This is a genomic window from Streptomyces sp. NPDC020965 (assembly GCF_044333555.1).
Taxonomy (GTDB): Bacteria; Actinomycetota; Actinomycetes; order Streptomycetales; family Streptomycetaceae; genus Streptomyces.
The window spans coordinates 763,947-783,481 of record NZ_JBIRRE010000002.1; the positions used below are offsets into that span (position 1 = coordinate 763,947).

Here is a 19,535-nt window from a genome sequence, read left to right on the forward strand (position 1 = left end):
AGTTCCTGTTCAGCTTTCCGCTCCCAGCATCGATGTCCACATCCGGGGGAAGTCGGGGAGGGTCTTCGCCGTCGTCGCCACATTCTCGATCTCGACGCCCTTGACGGCGAGTCCGATGATCGAACCGGCGGTGGCCATCCGGTGGTCGTCGTAGGTGTGGAAAACCCCGCCGTGCAACGGGCGCGGGCGGATGTGCAGACCGTCCTCGGTCTCGATCACATCGCCGCCCAGCTCGTTGATCTCCTTGGTGAGAGCGGCCAGCCGGTCCGTCTCGTGCAGGCGCAGATGGGCGACGCCGCGCAGGGTCGAGGGGGAGTCCGCGAGGGCCGCGACCGCCGCGATGCCGGGGGTCAGCTCGCCGACCTCGCCGAGGTCGACGTCGATGCCGTGGACCCGGCCGGTGCCGGTGAAGGTCAGCCCCGCCTCGGTCAGCGTGCAGGAGCCGCCCATCTCGGTGAAGATCCGCCGCAGCGCGTCACCGGGCTGGGTGGTGCGCTCGGGCCAGTCGGGGATGGTGACCCGGCCGCCGGTGATCAGCGCGGCGGCCAGGAACGGCTGCGCGTTCGACAGGTCGGGCTCGACGGTGATGTCCCGGCCGAGCACGGCGGACGGGGAGACCCGCCAGACGTCGGGCTCGCCCCCGGTCTCCGGCTCGTCCACCTGGGCGCCGACCGCGCGCAGCATGTCCACCGTCATCCGGATGTGTGGCATGGAGGGGAGCCGGCCACCGACGTGCCGGACCTCCACGCCCTGGTTGAAGCGGGGGGCCGAGAGCAGCAGCGCGGAGACGAACTGGGAGGACGAGGAGGCGTCGATCTCGACGGGGCCGCCGTCCAGCGCGCCGCCGCCGTGCACGGTCATCGGCAGCGAGCCGCGACCGTCGTCGTCGATACGGGCGCCGAGGGCGCGCAGCGCGTCGATCACGCCGTGAAGGGGGCGTTCGTACGAACGGGGGTCGCCGTCGAAGCGGATCGGCCCGTCGGCGAGTGCGGCGACCGGCGGGAGGAAGCGCATTACCGTCCCGGCGTTGCCGACGTCGACGGTGGCGGGGCCGTGCAGCCCGGCGGGGATGACGCGCCAGACCTCGCCCTCACCGTCGGCGCCCACGCCCTCCTCGATGCCGACACCGAGGGCGCGCAGCGCCTCCGCCATCAGCAGGGTGTCGCGGGAGCGCAGCGGGCGGCGCAGCCAGCCGGGGTCGGCGGCGAGCGCGGCCAGGACCAGCGCGCGGTTGGTGACCGACTTGGAGCCGGGCACGGTCACCGTCGCTTCGACGGCTCCGGTCGCGTACGGAGCTGGCCAGAGGGCAGGGTGCACGGAGGCTTCGGTCATGGCCTTTACTTTAGTGGCTCTTCGATGAGCCAGATCTTGATCAAATATGCCGAAACCCGGGCGTAACCGATCAGTGGTAGAGGATTCTTCGCCATTGGTTCATACATGTCCAGGATGTTTCGCGGCGGCCCGCGTCAGAGGTCCAGCAGCCAGCGACCGCCGCCGATCAGTGAGCAGATCGCCACCGCGTGGAAGAGCAGCAGCCAGAGCGTCGGCGGTACGTGGGTGAGCCGGGAGAGCTGGTCGGCGTCCGAGTCGGGGGCGCCGCCGTGCCGGCGTTTGCCCTGGAGTTCGAAGACCGGCCGTACGCCGCCGAGCAGCAGGAACCAGACCGCCGCATAGGCGAAGCCCGCCTGGACCTCGGTGTCCGCGAGCCAGGAGACCAGCAGGAAGGCGGCGCCGGTGAGGACCACGGTGAGCACGCCGTACGCGTTGCGGATCATCACCAGCAGTGCGAGGAGCAGTGCGGTGGCCACCCAGAGCAGCAGGGTGACCCGGTCGGCGGCGAGCAGCCAGGCGCCGCCGAGACCGAGCAGGGACGGTGCGGTGTAGCCGGCCGCGGCGGTGAGGATCATGCCCGGGCCGGTGGGTTTGCCGCGACTGACGGTCAGACCGCTGGTGTCCGAGTGCAGCCGGATGCCCTCCAGACTGCGGCCGGTGAGCAGGGCGATCAGCCCGTGGCCGCCCTCGTGGGCGATGGTGACGGCGTTCCGGGAGAGCCGCCAGACGGGGTGTGGGACGACGACGGCGATGGCCAGCACCGCGGTGGCTATGACCAGCCACTGTTCGGGAGCGGGCTGGGTGCCGGCGACCCGGTCCCAGAGGTCGCCGATGGCCGCGCTGGCGAGGGCGGAAGCGGAATGGGTACTTTCCATTTCTGGGGCGGCTCCTTGCGCGGGGTGCGGAAGTGGCAGGCTGAGACTCATGTGCGGACGGTACGCGGCAAGTCGTCGACCCGAGGATCTCGTGGACGTCTTCGGGGTCGAGAGGTGGGACCCCGAGGAGGCGCTGGCTCCCGACTGGAACGTGGCCCCCACTAAAGAGGTCTACGCGATTCTCGAACGCCCCCTCAAAGACGCCGATGACCCCCGTCCGGTTCGCCAGCTACGGACCCTGAGGTGGGGACTGGTGCCCGCCTGGGCGAAGTCGCCGGAGGGCGCGGCCCGGCTGATCAACGCCCGGTCGGAGACGGTGCACGAGAAGCCGTCGTTCCGCAGGCCCTTCGCCGCCCGCCGCTGCCTGCTCCCCGCCGACGGCTATTACGAGTGGGTGACCGGCGAGAGCGAGCGGCAACTGGAGGAGCAGGGGAAGCGTAAGCGCCCCCGTAAGCAGCCGTACTTCGTCACCCCGGCCGACGGGACGGTCTTCGCGATGGCGGGACTGTACGAGTTCTGGCGGGACCGGACCCTCCCGGAGGACCATCCACGGTCCTGGTGGGTGACGTGCACGGTGATCACGACCGAGGCGGAGACGGGCCCGCTCGGGGTGGCGCCCGCGGAGGGGCCGGGATCGCTGGCGGAGATCCACCCCCGGATGCCGCTGATGCTGACGCCGGACCGCTGGGACGACTGGCTCGACCCGGCGCGGACGAATCCGGTGGAGCTGCGGTCCTTGTTGACCCCGCCCCCGGAGGGGCTGATGCGGGCGTACCCGGTGCCGACGTCGGTCAGCAATGTGCGCAACAACGGACCGGAGCTGCTGGAGGAGCTGGCGGCGCCCGAGGAGGGCACGCTGTTCTGAGGCGGGTGGCGCGCCGAGGACGCGACCCCTCGCGCGCCGAGGAGACGGCCCTCGCCCCGCCCGCCGTCCGCGGGACCGACCCGCCCCCACGCGGCAGGATGGACACCGTGAGTGACATCGAAACCTCCCGGCCGGCCCGGACCCCCGCGAGGACCCGGCCGACCGTGAGCGCGGGGATCACGGAGGCCGGAGAAGTGACGGAGAGCACGGGAAACACGGGAAACACGGAGAGCACAGAGATCGTCGAGACCGCGGCCGGGTCCGCGCGGGTGAGCTGGTATCCGGCCCCCGGCCCCCGGTTCGTCCTCGCCCTCGGCCACGGCGCCGGAGGCGGGATCGAGGCGCGCGATCTCCGCGCGATCGCCGCCGCACTGCCCGCCGACGGTGTCACCGTCGCCCTGGTGGAGCAGCCCTGGCGGGTGGCCGGGAAGCGGCTCGCCCCCGCGCCGAAGACCCTGGATGCCGCCTGGCGCGATATCTGGCCCGTACTGACGGGGAGCGGGCTGCCGGTCGTCGCCGGTGGCCGCAGCGCCGGGGCGCGGGTCGCCTGCCGCACCGCGCCGGAGCTGTCGCCCGCCGGTGTCCTCGCGCTCGCCTTCCCGCTCCATCCGCCCGGCCGGCCCGAGCGGTCCCGCGCCACCGAACTCCTCGGCACCGGGGTGCCCACCCTCGTCGTGCAGGGCGCCAACGACCCGTTCGGCCGACCCGCGGAGTTTCCCGAAGGGGCGTACGAGACGGTGGGGATCCCACACGCCGATCATGGCTTCGCGGTGCCGAAGAAGGCGGGTATCACCGAGCTGGCGACTGTGAGGACGATCACGGACGCGGTACGGGAGTGGGCGCGCCGGCTCCGGGAATGACGGGCCGTCCGGCTCTGTTGTGGCGGATGTACACGACGTCAGCAGCTGAGCATGGAGTAGGGAGTCCGTCGCATGGGTTCGACCATCTGCCCCCGCCGCCCGCACGCCACTGACCTGGAGTGGTCCGTGCTGACGGCGGCCAGGACCGCCCCCGCTCGGGCGCTGGGCGGAGTCGATCGACAGGGGGCGTCCGCCGAAGGTCGACTATTCTCCGATTCGAGCGGGTCCGCTTTCGGCCCCGCCACAGCGTTGGAGGAGGTGGGTCCGGTCACTGGGACCGACGCAGGGACCGACGACGGCCAGGCGGCAGCGGGCCGGGGCGGTTCGGAGTCCGCGGAGACGGCGGCGCCGGCGGAGACCACCGCCGAGCGGAACGCCCGATTCGAGCGGGACGCTCTGGGCTTCCTCGACCAGATGTACTCCGCCGCGCTGCGCATGACGCGCAACCCGGCCGATGCAGAGGATCTCGTGCAGGAGACCTACGCGAAGGCGTACGGATCGTTCCACCAGTTCCGCGAGGGCACCAACCTCAAGGCGTGGCTGTACCGGATTCTCACGAACACCTTCATCAATTCGTACCGGAAGAAGCAGCGCGAGCCCCAGCGCAGCGCCGCCGAGGAGATCGAGGACTGGCAGCTCGCGCGCGCCGAGTCGCACATGTCGACCGGTCTGCGCTCCGCCGAGTCGCAGGCCCTCGACCACCTCCCGGACTCCGATGTGAAGTCGGCGCTCCAGGCCATCCCCGAAGAGTTCCGTATCGCGGTCTATCTCGCCGACGTAGAGGGCTTTGCGTACAAGGAGATCGCGGACATCATGGGTACACCCATCGGGACGGTGATGTCCCGTCTGCACCGTGGCCGCCGTCAACTGCGCGGCATGTTGGAGGACTACGCGCGTGAGCGCGGACTCGTCCCGGCAGGTGCGGGGGAGTCGAACGAAGCGAAAGGCTCGGGCTCATGAGCTGCGGAGAGCCGCACGAGACGGACTGCTCGGAGGTACTGGACCACCTCTACGAGTTCCTCGACCGTGAGATGCCCGACAGTGACTGCACCAAGTTCGAGGTGCACTTCGAGGAGTGCTCCCCGTGCCTGGAGAAGTACGGCCTTGAGGAGGCCGTGAAGAAGCTGGTCAAGCGCTGCTGCGGCCACGATGACGTGCCCGTCGACCTGCGGGCCAAGGTCATGGGACGGATCGATCTGATCCGGTCCGGGCAGCCGGTGTCCGATCAGGACGTGTCCGTCGTCGAGGCGGACGCCCCGGTCGCCGGGCACCAGGAGTAGCGCCTCGGGCGCGGTCCGCCGGGACCCGTACGCCCGAGTGTTCGTCCGAGGAGGGTGCGTCACGCACGTCGTGACGCACCCTCCTCGTACGTGCCCACCGTCACTCGTCTGTGCGAACCCCCCGCCTTCTCAGCCGACCCTCCCGCATCAACTCGCTAGCGTGACGCGCTAGATGAGAAGGGGGGCGGGTGCAGTGAGGTCCGTACCGGCGACGGCACGCGCGTACATACTCTGCGCCGCGGTCTGCACCGTGCTCTGCGCGCTGCCCGCCCTGCGCGGGGATGTGCCGATCCCCTGGCGGGCGCTGACCCTGCTCGCGGCGCTCTACGCCCTGTGCGAGCTGCCCGCGCGCTGTCGGCATTTCGGTGCCCTGGTGCCGGTCGGCGCCGGGTCCTTCTTCCCCGTCCTGCTGGCCGCCTCCTTTCTGCTGCCGCCGGCCGTCGCCACCCTGGTGGCGGTGCCCGGTGCGCTGCTGGGCCGGGTCGAGCGCCGCCCGTCGGGCGTACGGCGGGTCTGGCGGGCCGCCCAGGTGGCCCTGGCGACCTGGGCCACGGCGCAGACCTATGTGCTGCTCGGCGGGGGTCGTGCCCTGGAGACGCCGGGCGGGGGCGACTTCCCGTACGCCCTGGTGCCCGCCGCGGCCGGGGCGCTCGCCTTCTGCCTGGTGCTGACCGTGCTGGAGGCCGGCATCCTCGCCACCGCGGAGCGGCTGCCGCTGCGGATCGCCTGGCGCGGTCTGCTGCTCCGCTCCCTCGTGCCCCATCTGGTGCACGGGCTGGCCGGGCTGATGATGGCGGTGCTGTGGCGGAGCCCGTACGGCCCGGTCTCCGCGCTCTTCGTCCTCCTGCCGATGTACATCTCCTGCTGGCTCTTCGCCCAGTACCACCGGGAGCGCTCCGCCCACCAGGCCACGATCCGCGCCCTGGTGCAGGCCGTCGACCTCAAGGACCGCTACACCCGGGGGCACAGCGAGCGGGTGGGACGGGCCTCGGTGCTGATCGCACGGCAGCTCCGGATGGCCGACGACCGGCTGGAGGTGATCCGGTTCGCCGGGATCCTGCACGACGTCGGCAAGCTGGGGGTGCCCACCCGGCTGCTGCGCAAGGACGGCCCGCTGACGCCGGACGAACGGCGGGTGATCGAACTCCACCCGGAGTACGGCCACGAGATCGTGCGCGGGATCGGATTCCTCGGGGAGGCCCGGTCGGCGATCCTCCACCACCACGAGCGGATGGACGGCAGCGGCTACCCGTACGGGCTGGTGGGGCAGGAGATCCCGGAGTTCGCGCGGGTGGTCGCGGTGGCGGACGCGTTCGACGCGATGACCTCGACCCGGTCGTACTCGCGGGGACGGCCGGTGGAGGTGGCGCTGGCGGAGCTGCGGCGGTGCGCGGGGACCCAGTTCGACCCCCGGATGGTGGAGGCGCTCGTACGGGCGCTGGAACGGCACGGCTGGGAGACGGAGGTCACGTCCGACGAGACGGTCCTGCCGGTGCCGGTGCCGGTGCCGGGGGCGCAGGAAGGGGTACGGGGCATTCCGCCGCAGCCGGGACGGCCGCCCGAGCGGGTGGCCGCGCACGGCCGCGGCGACGGCGCGGCAGGAGGGTCCGCATGACTCCCGGCCGGGACCAGGACCCCGGCTCGGACCCCTGCCGGCACTCGGATTCCGGCCCGGGCCCGGCCCCCGGCCCCGGCTCGGACCCCTGCCGGGACTCCGGCTGGGACCAGGATCCCCGCCCCGATCCCCGCCCCGATCCCCGTCGGGATGCCCGTCCCGATGCCCTTCGGGGCCAGGATCCCCGGGACCCCTGCCGGCACTCGGACCCCTGCCGGCACTCGGATTCCGGCCCGGGACCGGCCCCCGGCCGCGGCTCGGCCCCCGGGGCTGATCCGGAGCCCGGCCCGGGCCCCCGCTCGGATCCAGCCGCCTGCCCAAGCCCCCGCCCGGATCCCGGCGGGCGCCCCGACCCGGCCCCCCGGGCCGCCGTGCGCGGCAGGTACCCCGCCCGGCCCGGTGCGCTCGTCGTCGGCCTCGTCCACACCGCCGCCGCCGCACTCGCCTGCGTCGCCCTCCTCGGCACCCTCTGGGCAGGCGTCCACGAGCCCGCGAACGCCCTCGCTTTCGGCGTCCTGATCCTCATCGGCGAGATCGCCCGCTGGGGCGCCGGGCCCGGCGAGCGCGAGCCCGCCCCCGTCGGGGCCGCCGGAGCCCTCGCGTACGCCCTGCTCGGCGAGTGCGGCGGCGGCCCCACCTCGCACGGCGTCCTCCAGGTCGTCGCGGTCGTCGTGGTGGCCGCGCTGGCCGGGGCGGTGCCCCATATGGCCCGTGGCGAGGGCTCCGCGCTCGACCACGTCGTACGGCGGGCCCTCACGGTCTGTTTCGCCGCCGTGTGCTTCCAACCGCTCTACAACTCCGGCGAAGTGGGCCAGGGCGCCGCCCACGCGCTCTTCCTCCTGCTGTTGCTGGTGCTCACCGCCCTCTGTGATGCCGTGCTCGGCGCGGTGATACTCCGCGCCCGCACCGGCTTCCCCTACGGCCCCCTGCTCCGGGACGAGCTCCGCTCGATGCTCGGCATCGGCTCCGCGGTCTGCGCCACCGGAGCGGTGATCGCACTCGCGGTCGCCGTCGCCGGGCTCTGGGCGCTGCCCGTCTTCTCCGTACCGCTGCTGCTCACCCAGCTCTCCTTCCGCCGCTACGAGGCCGTGCGGACCACCTACCGGCAGACCATCGCCTCCCTCGCCCGGTCCACCGAGATCGCCGGGTACACCAGGGCCGGACATGCCCACCGGGTCGCCGAGCTCAGTACCGCCGTCGGCCGGGAGATGGGTCTGAACGGGAACGAGCTGACCGTGCTGGAGTACGCGGCGCTGATGCACGACATCGGCCAGCTCTCGCTGGTCGACCCGGTGCCCGAGGGGGCCACCGCCCGGCTCCCGATCGCCGAGCAGCGCCGGATCGCCCTCCTCGGCGGGGCGGTCGTCCGCCAGACCGGGGTGCCCGCCGCCGTCGCCGTCGTAGTGGAGCGACAGGCCGACCCGTACCGGGAACAGTCACTGCCCGCCCGTATTGTCCGCGCCGTCAACGCATACGACGACCTCGGCGGGGGAAGCGGAGGGAGTGCGGGCGGGGCGCTCGGGGCACTCGAACGGCTGCGGCTCGGTGCCGGGCGGGACTATCAGCCGGAGGTTGTCGAATCCCTCGCCCGGGTACTGGCGCGGGGAGGCGCCCTTCCGGCCTCCCCGGGCTGATCGAGGGGGACCGGAGACCGGGGTCTGGTCCGGGTCGACCGTGGGTAACCCATGGGTAATGAGCCAGCCCCCGACCCGGCATGGTTGGATGCGAAAGAGGACAGACAAGCAGCGTCAAGCAGACACACCACACCGTGTCGAGCAGACGGACAGGGACAGCGTCCGGGGGACATGCCCGAGCGACCGGCAGGCGGGAATCGTGAGGATCTTCGGGAAGGTACGGCATCGGCCCTCCGCCTCGTGGCGGCAGGCCACGGACCGCGCGTTCACGCTGATCGGCGACGGGCGGTACGAGGACGCGGGGGCCCTGCTGACAAGGGCGGCGGACCTGGAGCCCTGGCTCTCTGAGTCCTGGTTCAATCTGGCCCTGCTGCACAAGTTCCGGCACGACTGGGAGCAGGCGCGGGCCGCCGGGCTGCGGGCCGTGGCCCTGCTCGACAAGGAGGCCGGCGCTCCCGACTGGTGGAACGTCGGCATCGCGGCCACCGCGCTCCAGGACTGGCCGCTGGCCCGCCGCGCCTGGCAGGCGTACGGGCTCAAGGTGCCCGGCGTGCCCACCCGCACCGGTGGTGTGGGCGCGGGTGCGAGCGGTGAGACCGTCGGCATGGACCTCGGCAGCGCGGCCGTACGGCTGTCGCCCGAGGGCGAGGCCGAGGTGGTGTGGGGGCGCAGGCTGGATCCGGCCCGGATAGAGGTGCTGTCGATCCCGCTGCCGTCCTCGGGCCGCCGCTGGGGCGAGGTCGTGCTCCACGACGGAGTGCCCAACGGCGAGCGGACCACATCGGCCGGCCCCTCGTACCCCGTCTTCGACGAGATCGAGCTGTGGGCGCCCTCTCCCGTGCCCACCTGGGTGGTGCTGCTGGAGGCCGCCACGGAACCCGACCGGGACGCCCTGGAGCGGCTCGCGTCCGACGCGGGCTTCGCCGCCGAGGACTGGTCGTCGTCGGTGCGGCTGCTCTGCCGGTCCTGCTCCGAGAGCCGGATGCCGAGCGCGGAGGGCGAGGGCGAGCACCTCGACCCGCACGACCACAGCGAACCCGGCCATCCGGGACCGCTGGGTCATCGCACCGCCGGAGAGCTGTGGTCCCCGGAGCGCGAGTGCGGTATCGCGGCCCCCGCGGGCCTGGTGCGCGGCCTGCTGGACGGCTGGGTCGCCGACAGCCCGGACAGCCGCGAGTGGCGGGATCTGGAAGAAGTCTGCTGACCCCGCCCATGGACCGCCCGTAGACTGTACGGGCGCTGGGCGCACACAGCGTGACCACTCGTCGCGCGACCACTCATTCGCGACCACTCATTGAGTACCGAGGAAGGCGTACGGCTGACATGGCCTCGCAGCAGGAGACGGACCAGCAGGCCGACCGCTTGGTCGGTGTGGACGGTGTGGATGACGAAGGATTCGTCGTCGACACGGAGGACTGCGAGGCCCGTGAGCTCGCTCACCGGGAGCGCGGCACCTCGCGTCCGATCACGGTCGTCGGCAATCCGGTGCTCCACAAGGAGTGCCAGGACGTCACGGAGTTCGGCGACGAGCTGGCCCAGCTGATCGACGACATGTTCGCCAGCCAGAAGACGGCGGAGGGCGTGGGCCTGGCCGCCAACCAGATCGGGGTCGACCAGAAGGTCTTCGTCTACGACTGCCCGGACGACGACGGCGTGCGGCACACGGGCTATGTGGTCAACCCGGTGCTGGACGAGCTGCCCCCGGACCAGCGGGTGCTCGACGACTCCAACGAGGGCTGCCTCTCCGTCCCGACCGCCTACGCCGAGCTGGCCCGCCCCGATTACGCGGTGGTGCGCGGCCAGGACCTGCGGGGCAACCCGATCACCGTCCGTGGCCGTGGCTACTTCGCCCGCTGCCTCCAGCACGAGACGGACCATCTCTACGGCTATCTGTACATCGACCGGCTCTCCAAGCGGGACCGCAAGGACGCCCTGCGCCAGATGGCGGAGGGCACCCCGCGCTACCCGGTCGTCGCCAACGACTGAACCACCCGCCCGGCCCGCCCCCGTCAGCCTGTTGTGACCGGCTGGGGGGCCGGCCGCGGGGCCGTCTGTACGGGGCCCCGGAAGGTCCGGCGGTAGGTGTTGGGCGTCGTCCCGAGGGTCCGGATGAAATGGTGGCGCAGCGCCGCCGCGGTGCCGAAACCGGAACGGCTCGCTATCGCGTCGACCGTCTCGTCCGTCGACTCCAGCAACTCCTGTGCCAGTAGTACCCGCTGTCGCAGCAGCCATCGGTAGGGCGTGGTCCCCGTCTCCTGCTGGAAGCGGCGGGCGAACGTACGCGGTGACATATGAGCCTTCGCCGCGAGCTGGTCGACGGTCATCTCCCGGTCCAGATGGCGTTCCATCCAGCCGAGGACCTCGCCGACGGTGTCGCACCGGGTGCGCGGCAGCGGGCGTTCGATGTACTGCGCCTGGCCGCCGTCGCGGTGCGGTGGCACCACCATCCGGCGGGCGATGTGGTTGGCGACCTCCGGCCCGTGCTCCTGTCGCAGCACATGGATGCAGGCGTCGATGGCGGCCGCGGTGCCGGCCGATGTGATGACCGATCCCTCGTCCACGTACAGCACATCGGGGTCGACGATGGCGCGCGGATGGCGTTGGGCCAGTTCCTGGGTGTGCCGCCAGTGGGTGGTGCAGCGGCGGCCGTCGAGCAGTCCGGCCGCCCCCAGGAGGAACGCGCCGGTGCAGACGCTGAGCACCCGGGCGCCCCGGTCCACGGCCCCGCGCAGCGCGACCAGCAGCTCATCGGGGTAGGCGCGGGTGGGATAGGCGCTCCCGGTCGGGACGGCGATGAGGTCCGCCGCCGCCAGCCGGTCGAGGCCCTGGAGGCCGCCGATGGTGAATCCGGCGTGGGTGGTGAGGGTGGGCCCGGCCGCGGAGACCGCCGCGAAGTCGTAGACGGGCATACCGTCCGCGCTGCGGTCGAGGCCGAACACCTCACTGATGACGCCGAGTTCAAAGGGATGTATGCCGTCGAGGAGGACGGCGGCCACGTTGGTCAGCATCCCCCGAGTGTGGCAGTAATTCGATGTTCCATGACAGTCCTGCCACTGATGTTTATCGGACCGGGAGACGAGAGTGGAGGACATGAGCGCACTCCTCGACTACCTCTTCGTCTCTGTTCTCCTCGTCCTCCTCGCCCTTCCCTCCCTCATCGGCCATGCGCGGGAACGGGCCATCGACCGCCAGTTGCGGGACGCCGAACGCGGTGGGGCCCCGGACCGCGCGAGATCACGCACGGTCCGGGGCCCCGCCCACCAGCGGTCGGCTCAGAAGTCCTCGCCGAGGTCCACCGAGCCCTCGACCGCCACCTGATAGGCGGACGGGCGACGCTCGAAGAAGTTCGTCAGCTCCTGGACGCCCTGTAGCTCCATGAAGGAGAACGGGTTCTCGGAGCCGTACACCGGTGCGAAGCCCAGCCGGGTCAGCCGCTGGTCGGCGACGCACTGGAGGTACTCGCGCATCGACTCGGTGTTCATGCCCGGCAGTCCGTCACCGCAGAGATCGCGGCCGAACTGCAGCTCCGCCTCGACGGCCTCCTTCAGCATGTCGGTGACCTGCTGCTGGAGGGCGTCGTCGAACAGCTCCGGCTCCTCCTTGCGGACCGTGTCCACGACCTCGAAGGCGAAGTTCATGTGCATGGTCTCGTCGCGGAACACCCAGTTGGTGCCGGTGGCCAGACCGTGCAGCAGACCGCGCGACCGGAACCAGTACACGTACGCGAAGGCGCCGTAGAAGAACAGCCCCTCGATGCAGGCGGCGAAGCAGATCAGATTGAGCAGGAAACGGCGGCGGTCGGCCTGGGTCTCCAGCCGGTCGATCTTCTCGACCGAGTCCATCCACTTGAAGCAGAACTGCGCCTTCTCCCGGATGGAGGGGATCTCCTCGACCGCGTCGAAGGCAGCGGACCGGTCCTCCGGGTCGGGGAGGTAGGTGTCGAGCAGCGTCAGATAGAACTGGACGTGCACGGCCTCCTCGAAGAGCTGACGGCTCAGGTAGAGCCGGGCCTCGGGGGAGTTGATGTGCTTGTAGAGCGTCAGCACCAGGTTGTTGGAGACGATCGAGTCGCCCGTGGCGAAGAACGCCACCAGCCGGCCGATCATGTGCTGCTCACCGGGGGTGAGCTTGGCGAGATCGGTCACGTCGGAGTGGAGGTCGACCTCCTCCACCGTCCAGGTGTTCTTGATCGCGTCCCGGTAGCGCTCGTAGAAGTCCGGGTAGCGCATCGGGCGCAGGGTCAGCTCGAAGCCGGGGTCGAGCAGGTTCTTGACGCCGTTGTTCGCGGGCGCGCCGTTGACGGCGGTGCCGTTCTGGGCGGTGCCGTTCTGGGTGGGGGTCGACATTACTGGCACGCCTCGCAGGACTCGGGGTTTTCCAGGGAGCAGGCGACCGCGTCTTCGGGCGCCGGCTGTACGGGGATGGGGGCGGCGGCGACCGGTGTGGCGGCGGCCGCACGGGCGATCCGGGTCGCCGGGCGCGAGCGCAGGTAGTACGTGGTCTTCAGCCCCTGCTTCCAGGCGTACGCGTACATCGAGCTGAGCTTCCCGATGGTCGGCGTCTCCAGGAACAGGTTCAGCGACTGCGACTGGTCCAGGAACGGCGTCCGGGCGGCGGCCATGTCGATCAGACCGCGCTGCGGGATCTCCCACGCCGTCCGGTACAGCTCACGGACCTCGGCGGGGACCCAGGTGAAGTCCTGGACCGAGCCGCTGGACTCGCGCAGCGCCTCCCGGGTCTGCGCGTCCCAGACGCCCAGCCGCTTCAACTCGGCCACCAGGTACGAGTTGACCTGGAGGAACTCGCCGGAGAGCGTCTCCCGCTTGAAGAGGTTGGAGACCTGCGGCTCGATGCACTCGTACACACCGGCGATGGAGGCGATCGTCGCGGTCGGTGCGATGGCGAGGAGGAGCGAGTTGCGCATACCGGTGGTGGCGACCCGCTCGCGCAGCGCGGCCCAGCGCTCCGGCCAGGCCGACTCGACGCCGTAGTGGTCGGGGTGGAACACGCCACGCGCCGTACGGGTCTTCTCCCAGGCCGGCAGCGGGCCGTGGCGCTCGGCGAGTTCGGCGGACGCCTCGTACGCGGCGAGCATGATCCGCTCGGCGATCCGGGTGGAGAGCGCGCGGGCGGCCGGGGAGTCGAACGGCAGCTTGAGCTGGAAGAAGACGTCCTGGAGGCCCATCGCGCCCAGGCCCACCGGGCGCCAGCGGCTGTTGGAGCGGCCGGCCTGCTCGGTCGGGTAGAAGTTGATGTCCACGACGCGGTCGAGGAAGGTGACGGCGGTACGGACGGTGCTGTCCAGCCGCTCCCAGTCGATGTCGTCGCCCACGACGAAGGCGCCGAGGTTGACCGAGCCGAGGTTGCAGACGGCCGTCTCGCCGTCGTCGGTGACCTCCAGGATCTCGGTGCAGAGATTCGAGGAGTGCACGGTGTGGCCGGGCTCGGCGGTCTGGTTGGCCGTCCGGTTGGAGGCGTCCTTGAAGGTCATCCAGCCGTTGCCGGTCTGCGCGAGGGTCCGCATCATCCGGCCGTACAGCTCACGGGCCGGCATGGTCTTCCGGGCCAGGCCCCTGGTCTCGGCGGACCGGTAGGCGGCGTCGAACTCGTCGCCCCACAGGTCGACCAGCTCGGGCACGTCGGCGGGGGAGAACAGCGACCAGTCGGTGTCGGCCTGGACGCGGCGCATGAACTCGTCCGGCACCCAGTGCGCGAGGTTCAGGTTGTGCGTACGCCGGGCGTCCTCACCGGTGTTGTCGCGCAGCTCCAGGAACTCCTCGATGTCCGCGTGCCAGGTCTCCAGGTAGACGGCGGCGGCGCCCTTGCGCCTGCCGCCCTGGTTCACGGCCGCCACCGAGGCGTCGAGGGTCTTCAGGAACGGGACGATGCCGTTGGAGTGGCCGTTGGTGCCCCGGATCAGCGAACCGCGGGCGCGGATGCGGGAGTACGAGAGCCCGATGCCGCCCGCGTGCTTGGAGAGCCGGGCGACCTGGTGGTACCGGTCGTAGATCGAGTCCAGCTCGTCCAGCGGGGAGTCCAGCAGGTAGCAGGAGGACATCTGCGGGTGCCGGGTGCCGGAGTTGAAGAGCGTGGGGGAGGAGGGGAGGTAGTCCAGCCGGCTCATCAGTCGGTAGAGCGCGGCGACCTCGTCCAGGGCGCGGACCGAGTCGTCCTCGGCCAGCCCGCAGGCCACGCGCAGCATGAAGTACTGCGGGGTCTCGACCACCTGGCGGGTGATGGGGTGGCGCAGCAGGTAGCGGCTGTAGAGGGTGCGCAGACCGAAGTAGCCGAAGCGGTCGTCGGCCTCGCGGTCGATGATCTCGTCCAGCCGGGCGGAGTGCAGCTCCACGAACGCGGCCGTGCGGTCGGCGATCAGCCCCTCGGCGTGACCGACGGCGACCGAAGCGGAGAACGAGACGGAGCCCTGGCCCGCCGCCTCCTCGGCGATGGTGCGGGTCAGCAGCCGGGCGGCGAGCCGGGAGTAGGCGGGGTCGTCGGAGATCAGACCCGCGGCGGCGTCGGTGGCGAGTCCGCGCAGTTCGGCCGTGTCCGACCCGGCGTGCCGACCGCGCAGCGCGGCGGCGGCGACGCGTCCGGGGTCGGTGTCCGGCAGATCGGCGGTGAGGTCGGTCAGGATCCGCAGCAGTGCGGTCCCGGGTCCGTCCGCAAGCTGCTCGGACATCTGCTCGGAGATGCCTGAAGCCGGATCGGCTGGCGCGATGGTCACGTGGTGCTCTCCCTCGCTCGGCTCGCGGGCCGACGGGCGGAGGAGGCGGTGCCGGGGCACATGCGTACCCCGGAAGAGGGCAGCACTGCGTACGGCGTCCACCGGCCCAGCCGCGAGGCCCGGACGTCTCGGCACCCGGGTCGGTCGAGCCGGGTGCGCTGTCGGCAGACGCTCGGACTTGCGGGTACGACAAAGCGCACCACAGCACACCGTTGCGGGACAGTTCCGGATTCACACCGGATTCCTCTGCGGACGACAGCGAGGACGAGCATACATGTGGGGGCGATTGGATGAGGCACCCCCCAGATGTTGTGTCGTGCCGGTGCGGGAGCGATCCAAAGACGGCCCTGCGGGCCCTTGGCGGGGCGGGCGTACGGGGGTGGGCGGGGTGCCTCGACGGAGGGCGGGCGGGGGCCCGCAGGGGCCGGGGAAGGGCCGGGGAGGGCCAGCGAGGGGTGTGTCGCGGGAGCCCCCGCCGGGGGGTTGGGGGGGGCTTCCCGGGCGGGGCGAGGGGGGGCTCGTGCGGCGGGAGACGCTTGGCTCCGGCGGCGGCGCGTGAGGGTGCGCGAGAGCTTGGGGCGTGCGCCCGGAGCGGTGCGTGGGGTGTGATGTGCGTCCGGGGTGGTTCACGGGGCGCGGGGTGGTTCGTCGGGGTGACCGAGGCCCGAGCGCTATCGGCCTCAGGGCCGTCGGTCGGGGGAAGGTGCCGGCGGTGGGGGGCACCGGCACCTACCCGGTGCGGTCAGCCCGAGGCGACCAGCCCCGACTGGAGCGCCGCCGCGACCGCGGCCGTGCGGTTGGTGACCCCCAACTTGATCAGGACACTGCTCACCAGCCGCTTGACGCCGTGTTCGGAGATGCCCAACTGGCGCGCGATCTGCCGGTTGCTGAGCCCGGCCACCAGATGGAGCAGGGCCTCCTCCTCGCGCGGGGTGAGCCGAATCGATCGCGTGGGCACCGGCCCCGCGCCCTCGCGCGCCCGGTCGAACAGCTTCCTGCCCAGGGGGAGCGGTAGCGGCATCCGCCCGGACGCCATATCGGAGAAGGCGCGGTGCAGCGAATCGGCCGTCAGATCCTCCCGGGCCAGATATCCGTCGGCCGGGAAGTCCCTGAGGACGTCTCCCGACTCGATCCAGGCGTCATCGACGATCACCAGCACTCGGGGTGCCGGGATGCTTCGCTCCGGTGGCGTCTCGGGTAGACGTTTCCTGTTGGACGTGGACAGGACAACAACATCCGTGGGAAGGCGAACGCGATCGGTTTCATCGTGCAGGAACTGGACGTTCGGTGCCGGAAAGGCCCTCGCGAGCATGCTCTGCAAGCCCAGCCGAAGCAGTTCGTTCTCTGCGTAGACAGCTATCCGGAGCTCTTTCAGCGGCTGACTCGGACAACTCTCTGTCGCTGCGTGTGCTGTGGTCACCGTTACCCGTTCTCCTCATGAGATCCCACCGAGGCGGGCTGTGTCTCTCGGGCTGCTCCATTCCCCGTGTCTGGATCTGGGCTCAGTCGGCGGTGGCTGCTCCGGACAGGGTGACTCATATTTAAGTGATCACGGAGGAATTTCTCTATATATATAAGAAAGTTTTAAAATCATGCTTGCTCTGACCTGGCATGATGCAAACCGGTCGCCGTGACATCGGCTCGGAGCGATAAGAGGCTTCAGTCAAGATTCGCGGTGCGAACCAGATCCTGGAACCTGACTTTGGTCAACATTCGGCCGATTCCCCACGCCGCGTCGCCGAACTGCGCGAGGTACGTTCCGATCAACTCGACCTGCTTCGGCGACAGAGTGAAGGTGCGCTTCCCCGGAGCGGTGAGTGCGAAACGCTCCACCGGGCCCGGATCGGCCGCGAAGGCGTCCAGATCGAAGCGGGCGTCCTGCCGGAGAGGTGTATCGGCCCGGCTGCTCAGCACATCCGCCAGCAGGAACCAGTGGTACTCACCGGCCTCGGCGATGAATTCATCGATGACCGGGGTGAGTGCGCCTTGTTCCTCCATGGTCGCGCGGGCGGCGTCCGTCGCGGCGCGGGAGAGGTCCCGGAAGGCGAGCGTCAGCATCCGCGCCCGATAGGTGTAGAGGAGATTGCTGCCGAACCGGCCGGTGATGTAGTCATCGATGTTCTCCTCGGCGTGGGCCGCCGCCTCCTCCCGCGAGGCCCAGAGCTGACCGCCGGTCTCCTCCCTGAACCGCGCCAGCACCGCGCGGAGGTCCGCCCCGGGCCGGCGCTCGTACATCAGCTCCAACCACCGGAACACATCGCAGCCGTAGGCGCGCAGCAGCTTCACCAGCAGCCCGAAGGTGGCGTCGTTGTAGGCGGCCGAGACGAAGAGGTTCATCTCCCGGCAGTCCTGGTAGTCGGGGAACGGCAGGGTGGAGAGCCCCACGCAGACCTCGTCGACCTCCGCCGCCGCGAGGTTCTCGCCCAGCACCTCGTACTGCCCGAAGCTGCGCGGCACGATCCGGAACCGGGTCTCCATGGAGTGCTGTTCCCGCTGGTCCCCGGTCCATAGATCGCTGCCGGGCAGCAGGGTGAGCTGGAACATGTTGAGCCGGTCGAACCCGGCCGCGATGAGCTGGCTGAGGGTGTCGAAGTGCGCCGCCTTGCTGTCCTTCGGCAGGCCGAGGATGACCTCGCTGTAGGTGCCGGTGTTCTGCTCGGACGCGGCGAGCGCGACCTCCATGAGCTGTTTGGTGTCGATGTTCTTGCGGCGGACCTCGGCGAGCACCTCGAGGGAGAGGGACTGCACCGAGCCGGAGAGCGTCATGGTGCCCCGGGTGCGGGTGATCGCTTCGAGTACCCGGTCCCGCTTGTTCTTGCCGGTGGTCAGATCGACGTAGCGGGGCCAGCCGAAGGTGTCCTGGCACTCCACGATCGCGTCGCAGATCGCCAGGTCCTCCGGGAACATCCCGAAGTTGGAGTCGGTGATCAGCAGCTCGTTGCGGCTGTCGCCCCGCTCGATCAGGGGCACCATCCGCTCGCCGATGTAGAGGAGTTCGTCCCGTACCCGGTCGGAGTTCTTCTTGGCCACCTTCGAGTAGTACTTCGTCCCCTCCACACAGAAGGAGCAGGAGAACGGGCAGCCCCGGTTGGTCTGGATGGTGGGTATCAGCGCGCCGTCGAAGAACTCGTCCATCAGCCCCGTCACATAGGGGGAGGGGACCTCCAGCAGACTCGCCAGCCGCGGCCCCGGCGGGAGCAGATGCGCCTGCCCTGACGCGTCGAGCGAGTGCACCCCCGGCACGGTGCCGTGCACGGGCTCCGTCTCCCCGCCGGACGCGGTCAGCCCGATCAGCAGCTCCGCGAAGGCCCGCTCCCCCTCGCGGTCGACGTAGAAGTCCACCCACGGCGCCAGCCGGGAGCGGAGGAAGGGCTCCTGCTCGCCCGGTACCAGCGGATAGTTGGGTCCGCCGAAGACCACGGTCACCCAGGGGTACTTCTCCTTGATCCGCTTCGCGAAGGCCAGGGAGAGCCGGCTGTTCCAGACGTAGCTGCTGAAACCGATGATGTCCGGGGGCGTCTCGCAGCGCAGCGCCTCGGCCAGTCTCTCCGGGTACTTGAAGATCCGGACCGGGTTGGCCAGGTTCAGCCGGGTCGAGGCGTAGGTGGCCAGCATGCCGATCGCCTGCGGCATGATCTCGGACGAGATGCTCTGCTGGGTGTAGGTCAGATCGGCGAGCCACACCGTGAGGTCGGAGTCCGGGACCGGCGGAGAGATCTCGACGATCTCCAAGGGCTTGACGATCTCCAGCGGGGCGATCTCAAGGGGAGCGGGCATGGGTCACCTTCTGTTGATCCGTGGGCTGTTGATCCCTGGGCGATCTGGCGCGTGGGCCGGGTCAGGGCCTGTCTGATGGATCGGGCCGGAGGCGCGACCGGGGGGCGCCCATGACCGTGAAGGTCTCCGGCAGGTAGGGGAAGAGCACTCCGCGGGCGAGATCGCGGTAGCCGAGCGACTGGTAGAAGCCGTGTGCCGAGTACTCGGCCTCGATCACCGTGAGGATCGACCGGCGCCCGCCGTTCGCCTCGGTGAGAGCAGTGATCAACTCACGTCCGACGCCGCGGCGCTGGAACTCGGGGAGGACGTGGAGTTCGGCGACGGCGAAGGCGTCGTCCAGCCAGGTTCCGTGCCCGCTCTCCGCCAGACGGGGGCGTATCACGTCCGCCCACCAATCGTCAGGGGCGACGGGCATTCCATAGGTGAACCCGATGAGCCGGCCGTCGGTGTGTGTGGCGCAGAGCGCCCGGAATCCGGGGCTTTCGCAGTCTCGGAGTACATGGGTGCGATCGTTCTCTATCGCTTCTTCCGTGAGGCCGAAGATGGCCTTCTTAATGGAATACATGTCAT

At 70.6% G+C, this 19,535-nt stretch carries 17 protein-coding genes and 1 riboswitch; of the genes, 9 read left to right on the forward strand and 8 right to left on the reverse strand.

Features of this window, described 5'->3' with window-relative positions; genetic code table 11:
* Positions 1-9 precede the first annotated feature (9 nt).
* Both aroA and ACH4S7_RS10305 read right to left on the reverse strand, forming a co-directional pair.
* Positions 10-1,332, reverse strand: coding sequence for a 3-phosphoshikimate 1-carboxyvinyltransferase (gene aroA, locus ACH4S7_RS10300; RefSeq protein WP_398520662.1), 1,323 nt, complete (start codon positions 1,330-1,332; stop codon positions 10-12).
* Between the two features lie 134 nt (positions 1,333-1,466).
* Positions 1,467-2,207, reverse strand: a complete 741-nt coding sequence (locus tag ACH4S7_RS10305) for a M50 family metallopeptidase (RefSeq protein WP_398520663.1) — start codon at positions 2,205-2,207, stop codon at positions 1,467-1,469.
* Positions 2,208-2,256: 49 nt separating this feature from the next.
* Here ACH4S7_RS10305 and ACH4S7_RS10310 point away from each other — a divergent pair, with 49 nt between their 5' ends.
* From ACH4S7_RS10310 to def, 8 genes are all read left to right on the forward strand, one after another.
* Positions 2,257-3,072 (forward strand): SOS response-associated peptidase, encoded by an 816-nt coding sequence (locus ACH4S7_RS10310; protein ID WP_398520664.1) that lies wholly within the window; start codon positions 2,257-2,259, stop codon positions 3,070-3,072.
* Positions 3,073-3,170: 98 nt separating this feature from the next.
* The gene (locus tag ACH4S7_RS10315; RefSeq protein ID WP_398520734.1) at positions 3,171-3,932 is read left to right on the forward strand and encodes an alpha/beta family hydrolase; all 762 of its coding nucleotides are present in this window, start codon (positions 3,171-3,173) and stop codon (positions 3,930-3,932) included.
* Between the two features lie 258 nt (positions 3,933-4,190).
* Positions 4,191-4,892: a sigma-70 family RNA polymerase sigma factor gene (locus tag ACH4S7_RS10320; RefSeq protein ID WP_398520735.1), complete on the forward strand. Its 702-nt coding sequence runs from the start codon at positions 4,191-4,193 to the stop codon at positions 4,890-4,892.
* Positions 4,889-5,212 carry a mycothiol system anti-sigma-R factor gene (gene rsrA / locus ACH4S7_RS10325; RefSeq protein WP_398520665.1) on the forward strand — a complete coding sequence of 108 codons (324 nt, stop codon included), beginning with the start codon at positions 4,889-4,891 and terminating at the stop codon, positions 5,210-5,212. The genes ACH4S7_RS10320 and rsrA overlap by 4 nt, the downstream gene beginning before the upstream one ends.
* 193 nt (positions 5,213-5,405) lie before the next feature.
* Positions 5,406-6,827 carry an HD-GYP domain-containing protein gene (locus ACH4S7_RS10330; RefSeq protein WP_398520666.1) on the forward strand — a complete coding sequence of 474 codons (1,422 nt, stop codon included), beginning with the start codon at positions 5,406-5,408 and terminating at the stop codon, positions 6,825-6,827.
* 371 nt (positions 6,828-7,198) lie between these two features.
* A complete protein-coding gene (locus tag ACH4S7_RS10335; RefSeq protein WP_398520667.1) occupies positions 7,199-8,461 on the forward strand; it encodes an HD-GYP domain-containing protein in 1,263 nt (420 codons plus the stop codon).
* Between the two features lie 199 nt (positions 8,462-8,660).
* On the forward strand, positions 8,661-9,665 hold the full coding sequence (locus tag ACH4S7_RS10340) for a tetratricopeptide repeat protein (protein ID WP_398520668.1): 1,005 nt from the start codon (positions 8,661-8,663) through the stop codon (positions 9,663-9,665).
* A 119-nt stretch (positions 9,666-9,784) separates the two neighbouring features.
* On the forward strand, positions 9,785-10,447 hold the full coding sequence (def, locus tag ACH4S7_RS10345; protein ID WP_398520669.1) for a peptide deformylase: 663 nt from the start codon (positions 9,785-9,787) through the stop codon (positions 10,445-10,447).
* Positions 10,448-10,470: 23 nt separating this feature from the next.
* Here the strand turns inward: def and ACH4S7_RS10350 are convergent, their stop codons facing one another.
* Positions 10,471-11,469, reverse strand: a complete 999-nt coding sequence (locus ACH4S7_RS10350) for a GlxA family transcriptional regulator (protein WP_398520670.1) — start codon at positions 11,467-11,469, stop codon at positions 10,471-10,473.
* Positions 11,470-11,551: 82 nt separating this feature from the next.
* Here ACH4S7_RS10350 and ACH4S7_RS10355 point away from each other — a divergent pair, with 82 nt between their 5' ends.
* Entirely contained in the window at positions 11,552-11,779 is a 228-nt protein-coding gene (locus ACH4S7_RS10355; RefSeq protein ID WP_398520671.1) for a hypothetical protein, read from the forward strand.
* Here ACH4S7_RS10355 and ACH4S7_RS10360 read toward each other — a convergent pair.
* The 5 genes from ACH4S7_RS10360 to ACH4S7_RS10380 all read right to left on the reverse strand — a co-directional run bounded on the left by ACH4S7_RS10360 (position 11,734) and on the right by ACH4S7_RS10380 (position 19,530).
* A complete protein-coding gene (locus ACH4S7_RS10360; RefSeq protein ID WP_398520672.1) occupies positions 11,734-12,807 on the reverse strand; it encodes a ribonucleotide-diphosphate reductase subunit beta in 1,074 nt (357 codons plus the stop codon). The two genes, ACH4S7_RS10355 and ACH4S7_RS10360, sit on opposite strands and share 46 nt — an antisense overlap.
* On the reverse strand, positions 12,807-15,188 hold the full coding sequence (locus tag ACH4S7_RS10365) for a ribonucleoside-diphosphate reductase subunit alpha (RefSeq protein WP_398520673.1): 2,382 nt from the start codon (positions 15,186-15,188) through the stop codon (positions 12,807-12,809). The genes ACH4S7_RS10360 and ACH4S7_RS10365 overlap by 1 nt, the downstream gene beginning before the upstream one ends.
* Positions 15,189-15,333: 145 nt before the next feature.
* A riboswitch (cobalamin riboswitch) is annotated at positions 15,334-15,477 on the reverse strand.
* A 453-nt stretch (positions 15,478-15,930) separates the two neighbouring features.
* A complete protein-coding gene (locus tag ACH4S7_RS10370; protein ID WP_398520674.1) occupies positions 15,931-16,341 on the reverse strand; it encodes a LuxR C-terminal-related transcriptional regulator in 411 nt (136 codons plus the stop codon).
* 506 nt (positions 16,342-16,847) lie between these two features.
* A complete protein-coding gene (locus ACH4S7_RS10375) occupies positions 16,848-18,965 on the reverse strand; it encodes a B12-binding domain-containing radical SAM protein (protein WP_398520675.1) in 2,118 nt (705 codons plus the stop codon).
* Positions 18,966-19,026: 61 nt separating this feature from the next.
* On the reverse strand, positions 19,027-19,530 hold the full coding sequence (locus ACH4S7_RS10380) for a GNAT family N-acetyltransferase (protein WP_398520676.1): 504 nt from the start codon (positions 19,528-19,530) through the stop codon (positions 19,027-19,029).
* Positions 19,531-19,535 lie beyond the last annotated feature (5 nt).

Bases quoted from the DNA above. Each gene is read 5' to 3' on its own strand.
- ACH4S7_RS10360 (WP_398520672.1), bottom strand. From the start codon at position 12,807: ATGTCGACCCCCACCCAGAACGGCACCGCCCAGAACGGCACCGCCGTC.
- ACH4S7_RS10350 (WP_398520670.1), bottom strand. From the start codon at position 11,469: ATGCTGACCAACGTGGCCGCCGTCCTCCTCGACGGCATACATCCCTTT.
- aroA (WP_398520662.1), bottom strand. From the start codon at position 1,332: ATGACCGAAGCCTCCGTGCACCCTGCCCTCTGGCCAGCTCCGTACGCG.
- ACH4S7_RS10380 (WP_398520676.1), bottom strand. From the start codon at position 19,530: ATGTATTCCATTAAGAAGGCCATCTTCGGCCTCACGGAAGAAGCGATA.
- rsrA (WP_398520665.1), top strand. From the start codon at position 4,889: ATGAGCTGCGGAGAGCCGCACGAGACGGACTGCTCGGAGGTACTGGAC.
- ACH4S7_RS10315 (WP_398520734.1), top strand. From the start codon at position 3,171: ATGGACACCGTGAGTGACATCGAAACCTCCCGGCCGGCCCGGACCCCC.
- ACH4S7_RS10310 (WP_398520664.1), top strand. From the start codon at position 2,257: ATGTGCGGACGGTACGCGGCAAGTCGTCGACCCGAGGATCTCGTGGAC.
- ACH4S7_RS10305 (WP_398520663.1), bottom strand. From the start codon at position 2,207: ATGGAAAGTACCCATTCCGCTTCCGCCCTCGCCAGCGCGGCCATCGGC.
- ACH4S7_RS10355 (WP_398520671.1), top strand. From the start codon at position 11,552: ATGAGCGCACTCCTCGACTACCTCTTCGTCTCTGTTCTCCTCGTCCTC.
- ACH4S7_RS10375 (WP_398520675.1), bottom strand. From the start codon at position 18,965: ATGCCCGCTCCCCTTGAGATCGCCCCGCTGGAGATCGTCAAGCCCTTG.
- def (WP_398520669.1), top strand. From the start codon at position 9,785: ATGGCCTCGCAGCAGGAGACGGACCAGCAGGCCGACCGCTTGGTCGGT.